Genomic DNA, 16,128 nt, shown 5'->3' with positions numbered 1-16,128 from the left:
GAGGAAGCCCCCATGCCCCAGCCGCCCCGTCCGTTCCCCCTCCCGCCCGAGGACCGCGTCCTCAGCCCCCGCACCGGCTGGACCCGGGCCCACTGGGAGGCCGCCGCCGACGGCCTGCTCGCCGCCGTCCGGCCGCACGCCGGCCCCGGCCAGGCCCTGATCAACCTGCCCGGCGCCCGCCCCAGCTGGTCCGGCCCGCGCTCGGACGGACTGGAGGGCTACGCCCGCACCTTCCTGCTCGCCGCCTTCCGGATCGCCGGCGCCGGCGGCGCCGACCCCGGCGGCCTGCTGGAGCGCTACGCCGCCGGGCTGGACGCCGGCACCCGCACCCCCACCACGGAGCGCGCCGTCACCGCGGACGACCCGCACTCCTGGCCCGTGATCACCGACCGGGGCCAGGCCATGGTGGAGGCGGCGTCCGTCGCCCTGGCCCTGCGCCTGACCCGCCCGTGGCTCTGGGACCGGCTGGACGACGGCGTCCGCGAACGGGCCGGTGCCTGGCTCGCCCAGGCCCTGCACCGGGCCCCGAACGACAACAACTGGTGGCTCTTCCCGCTCACCGTCGGCGGATTCCTGGCCGAGGCCGGCATCGAGCCGGCGGCCGCCCGCCGCGCCGTCGACACCGGCCTGGCCAGGATCGAGCAGTGGTACCGCGGCGACGGCTGGTACACCGACGGCCGCCCCCGGGCCTTCGACCACTACAACGGCTGGGCCCTCCACCTGTACCCCGTCCTGCACGCCCACCTCGCGGCGAAGGCAACCGCGGCCGCCCCCGGCCGTCCCGGCGGCGCCCCGGGGCCGGCCGCCGCCGGCCCCGCGCTGCTCGACACCTACGGCCCCCGGCTCGCCGCCTACCTGGACGGCTACGCCCGGACCTTCGGCGCCGACGGCGCACCCGTGCACCAGGGCCGCTCGCTCGGCTACCGCTTCGCCGCCGCCGCCCCGCTCTGGGCCGGGGCGCTCACCGGCCACACCCCGCTGTCCCCCGGCGCCACCCGCCGGCTCGCCTCCGGCGCCCTGCGGCACTTCCTCGAACGCGGCGCCGCCGGGCCCGACGGCCTGCTCTCGCTCGGCTGGTACGGGCCGTACCCGCCGATGGTCCAGCCGTACTCGGGCCCGGCCTCGCCGTACTGGGCGAGCAAGGGCTTCGTCGGACTCCTGCTGTCGCCCGGCCACCCGGCCTGGACCGATCCCGAGGAGCCCGGCCCGGTCGAACGCGCCGACGCCGTGCACCCGCTCCCCCGGCCCGGCTGGCTGGTCCAGTCGACCGCCGCGGACGGGCTCGTCCGGCTCCACAACCACGGCAGCGACGACCAGCCGGCCGACGCGACGCAGCCCGACGACCCGCTGTACGCCCGGCTGGCCCACTCCACCGCGACCGGGCCGAGCGCCCCGGGCGACGTGCCGGACAACCACTTCGGGCTGCTGGCCGCCGGGGCGGTCACCGAACGCGGACGGATCCGGCCGCTCGGCGCCGGGCCCGGCTGGGCCGCCTCCGGCCACCGGCCCCGGAGCGGCGGCGCCGAACTGCCCGGAGCGGCCGTGACCTCGGTGGTGCTGGCCCGCGGCGCCGACGAGATCCACGCCCACCTGGTCACCGGCGCCGCCGCGGGCACCGGCGTCCGGCAGAGCGGCTGGCCGGTGGCCGGCCCGGCCGTCCGGTCCGGGGCGGCCGGCACCCACGCCTGGGTCCGTAGCGGACCCGGCGAACGGACCGGGCCCGCCGAGCCCACCGGATCCGCCGGGGGCGGGTCCCCCGAGCGCACCGGGGAGCCCGGCCGGCCGGACGGCACCGACCGTCCGCAGGCCGCCGAACTCCACTGCGGACTGAAGCAGTTGCACGGCTTCAGCGCGGCCCGGGCCGTCCCGCTGGCCGGCGGCACCGCGTACGGGCCGGCCGGGGCCGTCCCCGTGCTGGACGGCGTCACGGCCGGCCGGCCCGGCGGGGACCTCTTCGTCAGCGGCGCCCGGCTCGGCGCCGCACCACCCGCACCCGGCCCGGACGCCCCCGGACCGCCCGAGCCCGCCACGGGGGTGCTGGTCCGCACCGGCCACACCCCCGACGGCGCCTGGGTCGAGGTGCGGTGGCCGGACGGCACCCGTCAGCACGCCCTGCTCGGCGCCGGCACGGTCACCGTCCGCTGCGAGCCGGCCGACGAGGGGCCCCGGCCGTTCTGACCCCCTGGCCACTCCACCCCCGGACCGGCGCCCCCGGGCGGCCCGGGGGCGCCGGCCGCCCGGACGGTGCCGGGGCTGTCCGACGCGCACGATATGTTCGGCCGATGACGCGGACGGTGGACGAGGACGAGCGGATCAGGCCCACACACTTCCACGGGAGTGCCGGCCTGGAGGACTGGCGGGTGCTGGGCGAGGGGGCCTGCGCGTACTTCCGCACCGGGTCGTTCACGGCCGGCGCCCGGCTGGTGCGGGCGATCGGCGAGCTGCCCGGCCTCGGGGAGGACGCGCCGGACGTCGACCTGCGGCCGGAGGGCGTGACCGTACGGCTGATCACGCTCACGGACGACTACTACGGGCTGACCGAGCGCCACGTCACGCTCGCCCGGGAGATCTCGGCCGCGGCCCGCGGGCTGGGCATCGCGGCCGACCCGTCCGCCGTGCAGACCGTCCAGATCACCGTCGACGCCCTGGCGACCCCCGCGGTGCTGCCCTTCTGGCGGGCGCTGCTCGGCTACCAGGAGCGCGCCCACAGCGGCGAGGACCTGGTCGACCCCGGCCGCCGCGGGGCGCCGTTCTGGTTCCAGGAGATGGACGCGCCGCGCCCGCAGCGCAACCGCGTCCACGTGGACGTCTGGGTGCCCTACGACCAGGCCGAGGCGCGGGTCGCCGCGGCGATCGCGGCCGGCGGACGCCTGGTCAGCGACGCCGACGCGCCGGCGAACTACGTGCTGGCCGACCCCGAGGGCAACGAGGCGTGCGTCGGCGCGGCCGGTTGCCCCGGGCCGGAGGCCGGCTGACCGGTCCCGTCGGAGCCGGCGCCCGCCGGGGAGCCGGCCGGACCCACGAGACCGGGCGGACCCGCCTGGGCCGACGCCGGAAGGCGGGCCGGGTGACGGGCCGGGTGACGGGCCGACGGCCGGTCAGGCCGTCGGCGCCGGGCCCTCCGGAGGCAGCGCGGCCACCTTGGCGCCGCAGGAGCCGCGGACCTTCAGGCTGGCCAGCAGCTCGATGTGGTGGGCGGGCAGCGAGGCGCCGCCGCCGAGCCGGCGCAGCAGCAGGTCCAGCGCGGCCCCGCCGACGGCCCGCTTGGGCGGGGCGACGGCCGTCAGCGGCGGTGCCGCCAGGGCCGCGAACACGTCGTCGTAGGAGATCAGCGCCAGGTCGTCCGGGATCCGCAGGCCGCGGGCCCGCATCAACGGCGCCAGCTGGATGGCGTCCTGGTCGTTGTGGACGAGCGCGGCGCGCACGCCCTGCCCGACCGCCCGGGCGATCTGGTCGGCCACGTACTCCAGGTCGGGCGACGCGGCGGTCGCCCCGGGGCCGGCCAACCGGATGTCGGTCACCGGGTACGCCTCCATGCCCAGGTACTGCATGCCCTTGGCGTAGCCGGTCCGGACCCGCTGCGCCGTCCAGGTGTCCTCGCGGGCGGCCAGCAGCACCGACCGGTGGCCGAGCGAGGCGAGGTGGCGCAGCGCCAGCAGCACGCCGTGCTGGTGGTCGGAGGAGACCGCGTCCAGCTCCGCGGCGGCCGTGCCGGGCCGCGCCTTGCGCTCCACCAGCACGGCGGGCACCGGGAGTTCGGCCAGCCACTCGCTGTCGGCGGGCCAACTGCCGGGCCGCCAGTTGGGGGTGAGGAGCAGGCCGTCCACGCCGGACTCCAGCAGACGCTCCACCTGGGCCCGGTCGTCCCGGGCCTCGTAGGGCGAGATGGCCAGGACGAGCTGGGCCCCGGCGGTGGCCGCGGACGCCCGGGCACCGGCGATCACCTCGTTGAAGTACGAGGCCACCGTGGGCACCAGCATGCCGATCACCCGGTCGCGGCCCTCCGGCTTCCCGAACGCCCCGGTGTCGGGGAGCGCGACCGAGCCGTGCACGCGGTGCAGCAGGCCGGCGTCCGCCAGCGCGGCGACGTCGCGGCGGGCCGTCACGGCCGAGATGCCGATCCGGGCGGCCAGGTCCACCACCCGCACCGTCCCCGTGTCGCGCACCACCTCAAGGATCCGCGCGCGGCGTTCCTCCGACGAAAGGGTCATGGCGTTCTTCCCCGATCCCGGGCCCGACTCGACGTGAGCCCAACTGGTCGCATTCGTATCACTCGATCAATATACGATCCAGTGCTCTCAACGTATTGACTCGATCAGCCTACCGAGCCTACGGTGCCACCGAAGGCCGCTCCCGGACACTGCCTCCTCCCGGACACGGCCCGCCGCCGGCCGCGGAGCGCCGCCCACCGACGGCGTCCCGTCCGGCCGGGCCGGCCCGCAAGCGCCCGGCCGGCCGGCAACATCTTCTCCGACCTCGGCACCGACGGGTACCCGGCCGGGGCGACTTCACCGCCACCAGGTGCACCCCGGGTGGCACGGTGTCGTCCCGGGGTTCTCCCCCGGACCCTCCCCCGGCCGGCCCCGGCCCGCTCCTCTCCCGGCCCGCCCCTCCCCGGCTCGCTCCTCTCCGGGGCGGGCCCGGCCCGGTCCGCCCTTGACCTCCAGACCCGAGGCTCGTACCGTTCCCATCGGGTAAGCGCTTACCCACATCGAGCGCCAGCCCGCCCACCCCAGTCCCGGCCCCAGGATCCCCATGCACCAGCCCGCCCCCAGCCTCGCCCTCACCGACACCGGCTTCCTGCGCGACGGCCGGCCGCACCGGATCGTCTCCGCCGCCATCCACTACTTCCGGGTCCACCCCGGCCTCTGGCACGACCGGCTGCTGCGGCTGCGCGCCATGGGGGTGAACACCGTCGAGACGTACGTCGCCTGGAACGTCCACGAACCCGTGCGCGGCCGGCACGACTTCGACGGCGGGCAGGACGTCGCGGCCTTCGTCCGCGCCGCCGGCGCGCTCGGACTGGACGTGATCGTCCGGCCCGGCCCGTACATCTGCGCGGAGTGGGAGTTCGGCGGCCTGCCCGGGTGGCTGCTGGCCGACCCCGGGATGCGGCTGCGCCGGGTCAACGCCCCCTACCTGGCCGCCGTCGACGCCTGGTTCGACGTCCTGGTGCCCGTCCTGCTCCCGCTGCTCGCCGGCAACGGGGGGCCGGTGGTCGCGATGGGCGTGGAGAACGAGTACGGCAGCTACGGCAACGAGACGGCCTACCTGGAGCACCTGCGCGACGGCCTGGTCCGGCGCGGCGTCGACTGCCTGCTGTTCACCGCCGACGGCGCGGCCGACGGGTTCCAGCTCGGCGGACGGCTGCCCGGGGTCCTCACCTCCGGCACCTTCGGCTCCCGCCCGCGGTCCGCGCTGGACTGCCTCCGCCGCCACCAGCCGCAAGGGCCGCTGGTCTGCATGGAGTTCTGGCACGGCTGGTTCGACCACTGGGGCGAGCCGCACCACACCCGGGACGCGCAGGAGGCCGCCGGCGTGCTGGACGAACTCCTCGCGGCGGGCGCCTCGGTGAACATCTACATGGGCCACGGCGGCACCAACTTCGGCTGGTACAACGGCGCCAACCACACCGGGGAGGTCTACCAGCCGACCGTCACCAGCTACGACTACGACGCCCCGGTGGGCGAGGCGGGCGAACTCACCGAGAAGTTCCACCGCTTCCGCGAGGTGATCGAGAAGCACACCGGCCCGGTCGCCCACACGCCCCCGCCGCCGCCGGCCCGGCTGGCCCCGCGCGGCGTCGTCCCGGACGGCCGCACCGGCCTGCTGTCCGCGCTGGACGTGCTGGCCCGACCGGAGCACCGGCCCGAGCCCGAGCCGATGGAGTCGCTCGGCCAGTCGCTCGGCCTGATCCACTACCGGACCCGGCTGCGCGGCCCGCTGGACCACGCCGAGCTGCGGATCGACGGCCTCGCCGACCGGGCCCAGGTCTTCCTGGACGGGGTGGAGCTGGGCGTCCTCGACCGCAACCGGCCCGGCCGGGCGCTGCCCCTCGCCGTCCCGGCCGGCGGCGCCGAACTCGACGTCCTGGTCGAGAACTCGGGCCGGATCAACTACGGCCCGCTGCTCGCCGACCGCAAGGGCATCACCGGCGGGGTGCGGCTGGACAGCCAGTACCAGTTCGGCTGGGAGATCCGCCCGCTGCCGCTCACCGACCTCTCCGGGCTGTCGTTCGACGAGAGCCCGGCCCCGGGCGGCCCGCCCGTCGGGCCGCCCGGGGGCCCGGCCTTCCACCGGGCGGTGCTGGACCTCGACGCCCCCGCCGACGGCTTCCTCGCCCTGCCCGGCTGGGGCCGGGGCACGGTCTGGCTGAACGGCTTCGCCCTGGGCCGGTACCGGGAGGACGGGCCGCAGCGCACCCTGTACGCGCCCGCGCCGCTGTGGCGGGCCGGCCGGAACGAGATCATCGTGCTGGAGCTGCACCGCGCGGGCCCCCTCCTGGAGCTGCGGGACACCCCCGACCTCGGCCCGGCCGAACCCGCCCCGATCCCGGCCTGGTGACCGCACGGGGCCCGGCCCACCCGCCGGCCGCGCCCCGCCCCGGCACCCCGCCCCCCGACACCCCGGCCCGCCGCTGTCACCCGTACGCCTCGGCGTCGGGACCGGCCCCGGCGCCCGCCGGCCTGGAGAATCCCGAGGTGAGCCCCTCCCTCCCCCGGCGCTCCCGCGCCGCGCCCGGAAGGCAGCACCGATGCCACCTCGTCCCCGCCGCGGCCGGCCCCGGACCGCCGCCGGACCCGCCGGAGTGCCCTCGAATCCGGCGGTGCCGGCGGTCCTGGCCCTCCTGACCGCCCTGGCGGCCTGCTGCGCCCTGGTACCCGCCGCCGGCCCGGCCAGGGCCACCCCCCTGCCCGCCGCGGCGGCGGGCGGTCCCGTCCGGCAGACCCGTCCCGTCCGGCAGGCGGACGCGGTGCGGAATGCCGACGCCGTACAGAAGGCCGACGCCGTGCAGCAGACCGCCGCACCCTTCGACACCGCGCCGGCCGTCGCCGCGCTGGGGCGCCTGCTGCCCGCCAGGGCGGCGCAGTTCACCCTGACGGCGGCTCCGCGGACCGGCGCCGACACCTACTCCGTCTCGGGCACTGCCGGCGCGGTCGCCGTCCGGGGCACCTCCCCCGCCGCGCTGCTGACCGGCGTCGGCTGGTACCTGGAGAACGTGGCCGGGGTGGACATCGGGCTGCCCGGCGACTCCACGGCCGCCCTGCCCGCGGTGCTGCCGGCCGTGCCGGCCCCGGTCACCCGCGCGGCCGTCGTCCCGCACCGCTACGCGCTGAACGACACCGACGACGGCTACTCCGGCGCCTACCGGGACTTCGCCGCGTACCAGCACGAGATCGACGTCCTGGCGCTGCACGGGGTCAACGAGGTCTTCGTGCAGGCCGGCGCCGAGTACCCGTACTACCGGGCGCTGCAGGAATTCGGCTACGGCGCGGACGAGTTGCGCGGCTGGATCCCGGCGCCGGCCCACCAGAGCTGGTGGCTGCTGCAGAACATGAGCGGCTTCGGCGGGCCGGTCTCCGAGCAACTCCTCACCGCCCGGGCCGCGTTGGGCCGACGCATCACCGACCAGCTGCGCTCGCTCGGGATGACACCCGTGCTGCCCGGGTACTTCGGCACCGTGCCGCCGGGCTTCGCCGCCCGCAACCCCGGTGCCAGGACCGTCCCGCAGGGCGACTGGGTCGGCTTCACCCGGCCCGACTGGCTGGACCCGACCGGGCCGGTGTTCGGCCGGCTCGCCGCCGCCTGGTACCGGGCGCAGCGCGAGGCCTTCGGGGACAGCACGATGTTCAAGATGGACCTGCTGCACGAGGGCGGCCAGGCGGGCCCGGTGGACGTCACGGCGGCCGCCGCCGCCGTCCAGCGGGCGCTGCTCACCGCCCGCCCCGGGGCGACCTGGGCCATCCTGGGCTGGCAGGACAACCCCTCGGACGCGCTGCTGGCCGGGGTCGACCGGTCCAGGATGCTGATCGTGGACGGCCTGTCCGACCGGTACGAGGGCCTGGACCGGGACGCCGACTGGCACGGCACCCCGTACGCCTTCGGCAGCATCCCCAACTTCGGCGGCCACACCACGATCGGCGCCAACGCGGGGGTCTGGGCGCGGCGCTTCCAGGAGTGGCGCACCCGGCCGGGCAGCGCCCTGCAGGGCATCGCCTACCTGCCGGAGGGGACCGGCGCCGACCCGGCCGCCTTCGCCCTGTTCACCCGACTGGCCTGGCAGGACGGGCCGGTGGACCTGGCGGGCTGGTTCGGCGGCTACGCCGCCCGGCGCTACGGCGCCGCCGACCCGCACGCGGCCGCCGCCTGGGACGCCCTGCGGCAGGGCCCGTACGCGATGCCCTCCGACACCTGGAGCGAGGCACAGGACGGCCTGTTCGCCGCGCGTCCGAGCCTGACCGTCACCAGCGCGGCCGGCTGGAGCCCGCCCTCGATCCGCTACGACCCCGCTCTGGTGCGCCGGGCACTGGACGAACTGCTGGCAGTGGCACCGGCGTTGCGGACGGGCGACGCCTACCGCTTCGACCTGGTGAACCTCGCCCGGCAGGCACTGGCCGATCACGGCCGGGCCCTGCTGCCCCGGATCAGGGCCGCCTACGAGGCCGGTGACCTGGCGGGCTTCCGGTCGGCGGCCGCCGGCTGGCAGGACGCGCTCGGCCTGCTGGACGAACTCCTCGGATCCGACCGGCGGTTCCTCCTGGGGCCGTGGCTGGCCGCGGCCCGGGCCCAGGGCGCGTCACCGGCCGAGGCGGACCAGCTGGAGTACGACGCCCGCTCCATCCTGACCAGTTGGGGCGGTCGCGGCCCGAGCGACGGCGGCGGGCTGCACGACTACGCGGGCCGGGAGTGGTCCGGGCTGGTCTCGGGCCTCTACGCGGAGCGCTGGGGGGTGTACTTCGACTCGCTGGACGCGGCGCTGGCCACCGGCACCCCGCCGGCCCCGGTGGACTGGTTCAGCATCGACGACGACTGGGCCCGGCGGACGGACGCCCACCCGGTCACCGCCGGCGGCGACCCGGTCGCCCTGGCCCGGGCCGCGGCGGCGGCCGTGGCAGCGGGGGCACGCGCGCCCGGCCGCGGCTGAGCACCGCCGGGCGGGCCGAAATCCAGGTGCCCCGGCGCGCCCGGCTCCCTACCCTGGGCGGCATGGACGACGGGGGCGGGCTGTGGAACGTGGTGGACGTCGAGGCGACCTGCTGGGACGGGCAGCCGCCGCCGGGCGCGGTCAGCGAGATCATCGAGATCGGGCTGACCGTGGTCGACCCCGGCCGCGGTGAGCGGGTGGGCCGCCACCGGATCCTGGTCCGGCCGGAGCGCTCGTCCGTCAGCGCGTTCTGCACCGCGCTGACCGGGCTGACCCAGGCCGAGGTGGACACCGGGCTCGGCTTCGCCGAGGCCTGCCGGCTGCTGGCCGCTGAGCACCGGTCCGGCTCGCGCCCCTGGGCCAGTTGGGGCGACTACGACCGGCACCAGTTCACCCGGCAGTGCGCCGCCACCCGCACCGAGTACCCCTTCGGGCGGCTGCACACCAACGCCAAGGCGGTGTTCACCGAGGCGCACGGGCTGCGCAGACGCCCCGGCATGGCCAGGGCGCTGGAGATCGCCGGACTGCCGCTGGAGGGGCGCCACCACCGGGGCGAGGACGACGCGTGGAACATCGCGGCGCTGGTCCTCGGACTGTCGGCCCGGGGCGCCTGGCCGGCCGGCGCAGCGCTCGGCGGCCGCCCGGCCACCGGGTGAACCCCCGGGCCGGACGGCCCGGTTCAGGCGCCGACGACCCCGTCGATGCCCTCGCGCAGGAAGTCCGCGTGCCCGTTGTGCCGGGCGTACTCGTGCATCATGTGCAGCATCACCAGGCGCAGCGATACGTCCTCGCCCCAGCGCGGCTGGTGGCCCGTCACGTCGAGCGACTCGGCGGCCGCCTCGATCCGCCGGGAGTGCTCCACCTCGGCCTGCCAGGCCGCGAACGCCTCCGAGCGGGTGGCGGTGCTCGCGTCGTAGGCGGCCTGGTAGTCGACCTCGTCCGACCAGACGAGCGGGACGTCCTCGGCGTCGATCACCCGCCGGAACCACGTCCGCTCGACCTCGGCCATGTGCCGTACCAGCCCGAGCAGGGAGAGCGTCGACGGCGGGCTCGACCGCCGGCGCAGCTCCTCGTCGGAGAGGCCGTCGCACTTCATCGCCAGGGTGGCGCGGTGGAAGTCGAGGAAGGCGCGCAGCATCTCGCGCTCGCCGCCGGTGAGGGGCGGGGCGATCCGTTCGGTGGTCACTGCTGGTCCTTCCGCCCGCGGCCTGCCGCGGTGCCCGTCACCCGTCGCGCGGGCGGCCCGAATCGACGTGCCAGGCTACCGCGCCGCCCGGGCCGGCGATCAAGGGGTTTTCGGCGCCCGGGTGCCTGCCCCCGCAGCCTGCCCCAGCCGCTCGGGAACGCCCGCTCGGGAACGCCCGCTCGGGAACGCCGCCCGGAGAGGCCGCCCGGCACGCCGGCGGCACGGCAGGACGGCCCGGGGCCTCCGCGCCGCCCGGGCTCCGGCGCGGAGGCGAGCGGGCCGGTGCTCAGGAGGCCGCCCGCAGGTGCCGGCGCGGCTTGGCGGCCGGGCGGTCGCCGGCCCGGGCGGTGGTCTCCTCCAGGGCGGCCTGGAGCTGGTCCCGGGTCATCGTCGAGCGGTGCGGGATGTCGAGCTCGCCGGCCCGCTTGTAGAGCTCCGCCTTGGTGAGCCGCGACAGGTCCTCGGCGGCGGCCTTCTTCCCGCTGCCCTTGCCGCTGCTCCTGGTGGTGGCAGCGGTCTTCCGGCTCGCGGCGCCCTTGCCGCCGGCGGCGGTCCGACCGCTCCGGGGAGCCTCCTCGGCCTCCTCGGCCTCCTCGGCCTGCTCCGGTCCGGCGGCCCCGGCCGGCCGGCCGGCGCTCTCCAGGCTGCGGCTGAGGATGTCCATCAGGTCGATGACGTTGCTGGGCCGGGGCGCTGCCTCGGGGGCGGCGTAATCGGCGCCGGACTGCTTGGCCGCGATCAGCTCGTGCACCTTCTGCTCGAAGGTGTCGTGGTAGTCGTCCGGGTTCCAGTCCACGGCCAGCATCTCGATCAGCTGCTCGGCCATGGTCAGTTCGCGGTCGCTGACCGCGGTGTCGCCGTCCGGGAGGTTGCCGATCTCGTGGTGCGGGTCGCGCACCTCGTCGGCGAAGTGCATGGTGTGGGCGGTGAGGATGCCGTTCTCGGCCCGCACGGCCGTCAGGTACTCCTTGCCGCGCATCGAGAACATCGCGATCCCGGCCCGGTTGGCCTGTTCCAGCGCCTTCTGCAGCAGGGTGTAGACCTTGCCGTACTCCTTGCCCTTGGGGCCCAGGTAGTAGGTCTTGTCGAAGAAGATCGGCTTCACCTGGTCGAGGTCGACGAAGCCGGTGATCTCGATGGTCTTGGAACGGCCGGGGGAGATCTGGTCCAGCTCCTCGGGCTCGACCACCACGTACTCGCCCTCGGCGGTCTCGAAGCCCTTCACGATGTCGCCGAAGGCGACCTCCTCACCGGTGCGCTCGTTCACCCGCAGGTTGCGCACCCGGTCCGAGGTGCCGCGCTGGATCTGCCGGAAGTGCACGGTGTGGTCCTCGGTCGCCGCGTACAGCGACACCGGCACGGACACCAGGCCGAAGCTCAGGATCCCGCTCCAAATCGGTCGGGCCATCACTGGCCTCCTCTCGAACGACCGCCCGGGCGCGCCGCGCGCTGCCGAGGTCCTGCATCCATGGGACCACTTTCGGCCTGGTCGGCGCACGTGTCCGTCCGGGCTGGTCCGTCGGTGGCCGCACCCTTGCGGGCGCCCGGCCGGTCAGTCGCCGCGCAGCCGCACGAAGCGGGCCCGCAGCACCCGTCCGGTGTCCAACCGGACCTCGGCCCGCAGCGGGCCGGCCAGCGGGTGCACCGGGCCGTGCTCGGGGTCGGTGCGCGGCTCGCCGAGCAGTCCGGCGGCCGCCTCGGCCACCCGGCGGGCCTGGACGGGGGTGAGCCGGGGGGAGCTGAGCACCTCGCGGCCGTCCTCCAGCCGCAGCAGCAGCGCCTGCGGCCGGCCGGCCGTCCCGGTGAGGGCGGTGACGGTGGCGTCGGTGGTGTCGTGCGGGCGGTACTTCACCCAGACCCGGCCCGCGCCCCTGGCCCGGTAGGGGGAGGCCGCGCCCTTGCAGACCAGGCCCTCGACGCCGGTCGCGGCGAGCCGCTCGACCCAGCTGAGCGCCTCGGCGCGGTCGGTGGTGGCCATCACCTGCTGGACGGGCGGCGGCACCCCGGCCAGCACCTCCGCGAGCAGCCGGCGCCGGTCGGTGAGCGGCAGCCCGCGGACGTCCTGCCCGCCGGGCAGTGCCAGCACGTCGAAGGCGATCAGGCCGAGCACCACGTCGTCCGCCTCGCGGGCGGCGCGGGTGCGCAGGAGTTCCTCGAAGGCGAACCGGCCGTCCCGCCAGGCGACGAGTTCGGCGTCCAGGACGAGGCCGACCGGCAGCCGGGCGACCGCCCGCGCGATCGGGGGGAAGTCGGCGGAGAGGTCGCGGCCGGAGCGGGACTGCAGGTAGGGCGGCCGGTCACCGCGGGCGAAGGCCAGGCAGCGGAAGCCGTCCAGCTTCAGCTCGTAGACGACGCCGGAGCCGCCGAGGCCGTCCGGCTCCGGCACCTCGTCGACGGCGGCCGGGCGCATCACCTCCAGCGGCGGTTCCGGCGGCCGGGCCCCGGCCGTGGCCGCCGGGGTCGACGCCGGGGTCGACGCGGCGGTCACCGCCGGGGTGGACGCCGGGCGCCGTGGCCTGCCGGGGGCCGCCCGCTCCGGCGCGGCGGGAGCCGGCCGGCGCCCGGGGGCGGCCGGTGCGCCCCGGGCCGGCCCGGCGGCCTCGGGCAGCGGGCGGGCCCGGGAGGGCAGCAGCAGCGGGGCGAGCAGGTCGCCGTCCGCCCGCAGCCGGCCGGGGACGTCGGCGATGGTGAACTCCAGGTCCCCGGCGGACCGGGCCCGGTCGAGTTCCTCCCAGCTGACCGGGGTCGAGACGGTCGGGCGGGGGCGGGCCCGGACGGTGTAGGGCGCGGCCGTGGTCTTCCTCGCCGCGTTCTGGGACCAGTCGACCAGCACCCGGCCGACCCGGCGGGCCTTCGCCATGGTGTGCACGACCAGGTCGGGGTGGAGCCGTTCGAGCTCCGCGGCCACCGCCTTGGCGTACCGGGAGACCTCCTCCCCCGGCGTGGGGGTGATCGGCACCAGCAGGTGCAGGCCCTTCGAGCCGGAGGTCTTGACCCAGGTGGTCAGGCCGTCCGCGGCCAGCCGCTCGCGCAGCAGCCGGGCGACCGCCCGGCAGGTCAGGACGTCGGCGCCCTCGCCGGGGTCGAGGTCGAGCACCAGCCGGTCGGCCACCGCCGGTTCGGCGCCGTGCCACTGCGGCACGTGGAACTCGACGCAGCCGAGGTTGGCCGCCCAGACCAGGGTGGCGCCGTCCTCCACCACCACCTGCCGCAGCCCGCCGGCCGTGCTCGGCACGGCGACGGTGCGCACCCAGCCGGGGGTGCCGGCCGGCGGGCTCTTGGCGAAGAACCGCTCGCCCTCCACGCCCTCGGGGCAGCGCAGGAAGGACAGCGGCCGGTCGCGCAGGTGGGGCAGCAGCGCCGACTGCACGGTGGCGTAGTAGGTGATCACCTCGCCCTTGCGGGTCCCGGTCCGCGGGAAGTACACCTTGTCGAGGTGGGACAGGTTGAGCCTGCGCCCCTCGACCACCGTCATCGGCACCGCCGCCACCTCCCGCGCGCCGGCCGGCGGCCGCGGGTGCGGCCGCCGGGACCAGGGGTGCGACCGCTCAGTGGGTGCGGTCCTGGAGGTCGGCCATCGCGACCGCCCAGCGGATGTACTTGTTGCGGCCGAGGTCGCCGACGGTCTTGATCCGCAGCGAGGCGAGCGCCTCGCCGTGGGCGTCGGTGAGGCCGGCCAGGGCGGCGACCGGTGCGTCGAGCACCTCCGGCAGGCTCAGGTTCTCGTACTTCTTGTCCAGCACCTTGTCCAGGTCGGCGGTGACGGTCATGACGGGGCTCCTCGGGGGACGGGGACGATGCCCCCAGGCTCTGGCCGGGCGGGCCCGGCTGCCATCCCGATCGGCCGATCGGGCGACGCGGCCCGGGCCTACCCGCCGGCCGGCCTCCCCCAGCGGACGTTCCAGCGGCCGGAGCGGCCGGTCAGCTCGGTGACGGACAGCGGAGGCACGTCCAGCCGCCAGAAGGCCGGCCCGGGCACGCCCAGCGCGTGCAGCGCGGCGGCGCGTACGACGTCCGGCTCGACCACGGCGACCACCGGGCCGCGGCCGTCGCCGGACGCCACGACGCCGGAGGCCACGACGCCGGGCAGCGCGTCCAGCCAGCCGGCGACCCGGGCGAACAGGTCGAGCAGGCTCTCGCCGCCGTGCGGGGCGGCCGCGGGGTCGGACAGCCAGCGGGCCACCGCCGCGCCCTCGGCCGCCGCCACCTCGGCCAGCGTCAGGCCGGTCCAGCGGCCCATCGCGCACCCGGCCAGCGCGGGCGCCGGCTCGGCCCGCAGGCCGAGCGCCGCGGCGGTGGCGGCGCAGCGCGGCGACGGGGAGGCGTACGCCCGGGCGGCGGCCGGCAGCGCACCGGCGGCCCGCTCGGCCTGCCGCAGGCCGGCCGGCTCCAGCGGCCCGCCGTCGTCGAAGCGGGCCTCCCGCAGCGCGCTGCCCATCGCCGCTGAGACCAAGGTCACGCGGACGGTCATCGCTCGCTCCATCCTGTCCAACTCCTCTGCCGCGGGGGTGAATCGCTCCGTGCACCGGGCGCTCGGCGGTGGTACCGGCGCGGCGCCGCCCCAAGAGCGCCGTCCCCACGCCCTTGGCGGACCCGACCGCAGACGGTACCTTCAAGCCCGATACGACGACGGTATGACGGAAGTCCGGTGAGAATCCGGCACGGTCGCGCCACTGTAAGCCCGCAGCACCGGCCCGTACGGGCGGTTCTGCCGGGGAGTCAGACCCGATGCCGTCGTTTCTGCACCATCTAGCGGGACGCGAGTTCCCGAGGAGGTTCCTCTGTCATGGCACAGTCCGCTGCCCCCGCAGCCATCCCCGCCGCACCACTGACCCTGCCGCTCAAGGCGATCGCCCCCTGGGCGGTCTTCTTCGGCATCCTGATGCTGGCGCTCATCTACTTCGTCGGCGCCGAGCAGGGCGCGACGTCCCTCATCTCCGGCGAGAGCGTGCACGAATGGGTGCACGACGGCCGCCACCTGCTCGGTTTCCCCTGCCACTGAAACTCCGGGGGAACCGCTCCATGAACTCCACAGCTGTCAGATCCCTGCTCGTCCGCGGCATGCTCGCGGGCCTCGCCGCAGGCGTGCTCGCCCTGATCGTCGCCTACCTGATGGGTGAGCCGCACGTCGACGCCGCGATCGCGTTCGAGGAGGCGCACGCGCACGAACACGGCGAGGTCGAACTCGTCAGCCGTGCCGTGCAGTCGACCGCCGGTCTCGCCACCGGCGTGCTCGTCTACGGCATTTCGGTGGGCGGCTTCGGCGCGCTCGCGTTCTGCTTCGCGCTGGGCCGGGTCGGCCGGTTCGGCGCCCGCGCCACCGCCGCGCTGCTCTCCGGTGCGGCGCTGCTCGCGGTCTACGTCGTCCCGTTCCTCAAGTACCCGGCCAACCCGCCGTCGGTGGGCGACCCGGAGACGATCGGCAAGCGCACCACGCTGTACTTCCTGATGATGGCGCTCAGCATCCTGCTGGCGGTCGCCGCGGTGATCGTCGGCAAGCGCCTGGCGCCGCGCCTGGGCACCTGGTACGCGACGGTGGCCGCGGCGGCCGGGTTCGCCCTGGCCGTCGGCCTCGCCTACGCGTTCCTGCCCGCGGTCAACGAGGTGCCGGAGGACTTCCCGGCCACGCTGCTCTGGCAGTTCCGGCTCTCGGCCCTCGCCATCCAGGTCACCCTCTGGGTGTCCTTCGGTCTGCTCTTCGGCCACCTGGCCGAGCGGGTGCTCAACCCGAAGGCGGCTCCGGCCGTGGAGCGCACCGCCGCACCGGAGGCCGCCGCTCCCGCGGTCTGACCCCCGG

General features: G+C 76.6%; 13 protein-coding genes and 1 pseudogene. 7 read left to right on the top strand and 7 right to left on the bottom strand.

The window, feature by feature from the left end:
* Positions 1-12: 12 nt before the first annotated feature.
* Together IE329_RS09315 and IE329_RS09310 are read left to right on the top strand one after the other, a co-directional pair.
* A complete protein-coding gene (locus tag IE329_RS09315) occupies positions 13-2,178 on the top strand; it encodes a DUF2264 domain-containing protein (protein WP_190210375.1) in 2,166 nt (721 codons plus the stop codon).
* 104 nt (positions 2,179-2,282) lie between these two features.
* A complete protein-coding gene (locus tag IE329_RS09310; protein ID WP_190210374.1) occupies positions 2,283-2,975 on the top strand; it encodes a VOC family protein in 693 nt (230 codons plus the stop codon).
* A gap of 123 nt (positions 2,976-3,098) precedes the next feature.
* Here the strand turns inward: IE329_RS09310 and IE329_RS09305 are convergent, their stop codons facing one another.
* On the bottom strand, positions 3,099-4,211 hold the full coding sequence (locus IE329_RS09305) for a substrate-binding domain-containing protein (protein WP_190210373.1): 1,113 nt from the start codon (positions 4,209-4,211) through the stop codon (positions 3,099-3,101).
* Between the two features lie 544 nt (positions 4,212-4,755).
* Here IE329_RS09305 and IE329_RS09300 point away from each other — a divergent pair.
* The 3 genes from IE329_RS09300 to IE329_RS09290 all read left to right on the top strand — a co-directional run bounded on the left by IE329_RS09300 (position 4,756) and on the right by IE329_RS09290 (position 9,801).
* Positions 4,756-6,564: a glycoside hydrolase family 35 protein gene (locus IE329_RS09300; RefSeq protein ID WP_190210372.1), complete on the top strand. Its 1,809-nt coding sequence runs from the start codon at positions 4,756-4,758 to the stop codon at positions 6,562-6,564.
* Positions 6,565-6,826: 262 nt separating this feature from the next.
* Positions 6,827-9,145, top strand: a complete 2,319-nt coding sequence (locus tag IE329_RS09295) for an alpha-N-acetylglucosaminidase (RefSeq protein WP_229927286.1) — start codon at positions 6,827-6,829, stop codon at positions 9,143-9,145.
* Between the two features lie 62 nt (positions 9,146-9,207).
* Positions 9,208-9,801, top strand: coding sequence for a 3'-5' exonuclease (locus IE329_RS09290; RefSeq protein ID WP_190210370.1), 594 nt, complete (start codon positions 9,208-9,210; stop codon positions 9,799-9,801).
* A 23-nt stretch (positions 9,802-9,824) separates the two neighbouring features.
* Here the strand turns inward: IE329_RS09290 and IE329_RS09285 are convergent, their stop codons facing one another.
* The 6 genes and pseudogenes from IE329_RS09285 to IE329_RS09265 all read right to left on the bottom strand — a co-directional run bounded on the left by IE329_RS09285 (position 9,825) and on the right by IE329_RS09265 (position 14,802).
* Positions 9,825-10,283 carry a DinB family protein gene (locus tag IE329_RS09285; protein WP_229927315.1) on the bottom strand — a complete coding sequence of 153 codons (459 nt, stop codon included), beginning with the start codon at positions 10,281-10,283 and terminating at the stop codon, positions 9,825-9,827.
* A 334-nt stretch (positions 10,284-10,617) separates the two neighbouring features.
* Positions 10,618-11,739: a non-homologous end joining protein Ku gene (gene ku / locus IE329_RS09280; protein WP_190210368.1), complete on the bottom strand. Its 1,122-nt coding sequence runs from the start codon at positions 11,737-11,739 to the stop codon at positions 10,618-10,620.
* 144 nt (positions 11,740-11,883) lie between these two features.
* Positions 11,884-12,741, bottom strand: a complete 858-nt coding sequence (locus tag IE329_RS40420; RefSeq protein ID WP_229927314.1) for an ATP-dependent DNA ligase — start codon at positions 12,739-12,741, stop codon at positions 11,884-11,886.
* 192 nt (positions 12,742-12,933) lie between these two features.
* Positions 12,934-13,806: pseudogene (ligD, locus tag IE329_RS40415) on the bottom strand (non-homologous end-joining DNA ligase); the annotation flags it as partial.
* Between the two features lie 73 nt (positions 13,807-13,879).
* Positions 13,880-14,101: a hypothetical protein gene (locus tag IE329_RS09270; RefSeq protein ID WP_073921337.1), complete on the bottom strand. Its 222-nt coding sequence runs from the start codon at positions 14,099-14,101 to the stop codon at positions 13,880-13,882.
* A gap of 98 nt (positions 14,102-14,199) precedes the next feature.
* Positions 14,200-14,802 carry a histidine phosphatase family protein gene (locus IE329_RS09265; protein ID WP_190210366.1) on the bottom strand — a complete coding sequence of 201 codons (603 nt, stop codon included), beginning with the start codon at positions 14,800-14,802 and terminating at the stop codon, positions 14,200-14,202.
* Positions 14,803-15,117: 315 nt separating this feature from the next.
* Here IE329_RS09265 and IE329_RS09260 point away from each other — a divergent pair, with 315 nt between their 5' ends.
* A complete protein-coding gene (locus IE329_RS09260) occupies positions 15,118-15,333 on the top strand; it encodes a CbtB domain-containing protein (protein ID WP_073921339.1) in 216 nt (71 codons plus the stop codon).
* A gap of 20 nt (positions 15,334-15,353) precedes the next feature.
* The gene (locus IE329_RS09255) at positions 15,354-16,121 is read left to right on the top strand and encodes a CbtA family protein (protein ID WP_190210365.1); all 768 of its coding nucleotides are present in this window, start codon (positions 15,354-15,356) and stop codon (positions 16,119-16,121) included.
* Positions 16,122-16,128: the final 7 nt, after the last annotated feature.

Source organism: Kitasatospora indigofera (genome assembly GCF_014655955.1).
In the GTDB taxonomy this organism is placed as follows: domain Bacteria; phylum Actinomycetota; class Actinomycetes; order Streptomycetales; family Streptomycetaceae; genus Kitasatospora; species Kitasatospora indigofera.
This window is presented reverse-complemented; position numbering and strand designations above follow the sequence as displayed.

Bases quoted from the DNA above. Each gene is read 5' to 3' on its own strand.
- IE329_RS09300 (WP_190210372.1), top strand. From the start codon at position 4,756: ATGCACCAGCCCGCCCCCAGCCTCGCCCTCACCGACACCGGCTTCCTG.
- IE329_RS09255 (WP_190210365.1), top strand. From the start codon at position 15,354: ATGAACTCCACAGCTGTCAGATCCCTGCTCGTCCGCGGCATGCTCGCG.
- IE329_RS09305 (WP_190210373.1), bottom strand. From the start codon at position 4,211: ATGACCCTTTCGTCGGAGGAACGCCGCGCGCGGATCCTTGAGGTGGTG.
- ku (WP_190210368.1), bottom strand. From the start codon at position 11,739: ATGGCCCGACCGATTTGGAGCGGGATCCTGAGCTTCGGCCTGGTGTCC.
- IE329_RS09290 (WP_190210370.1), top strand. From the start codon at position 9,208: ATGGACGACGGGGGCGGGCTGTGGAACGTGGTGGACGTCGAGGCGACC.
- IE329_RS09315 (WP_190210375.1), top strand. From the start codon at position 13: ATGCCCCAGCCGCCCCGTCCGTTCCCCCTCCCGCCCGAGGACCGCGTC.
- IE329_RS09310 (WP_190210374.1), top strand. From the start codon at position 2,283: ATGACGCGGACGGTGGACGAGGACGAGCGGATCAGGCCCACACACTTC.
- IE329_RS09265 (WP_190210366.1), bottom strand. From the start codon at position 14,802: ATGACCGTCCGCGTGACCTTGGTCTCAGCGGCGATGGGCAGCGCGCTG.
- IE329_RS09270 (WP_073921337.1), bottom strand. From the start codon at position 14,101: ATGACCGTCACCGCCGACCTGGACAAGGTGCTGGACAAGAAGTACGAG.
- IE329_RS40420 (WP_229927314.1), bottom strand. From the start codon at position 12,741: ATGCGCCCGGCCGCCGTCGACGAGGTGCCGGAGCCGGACGGCCTCGGC.
- IE329_RS09285 (WP_229927315.1), bottom strand. From the start codon at position 10,283: ATGCTGCGCGCCTTCCTCGACTTCCACCGCGCCACCCTGGCGATGAAG.
- IE329_RS09260 (WP_073921339.1), top strand. From the start codon at position 15,118: ATGGCACAGTCCGCTGCCCCCGCAGCCATCCCCGCCGCACCACTGACC.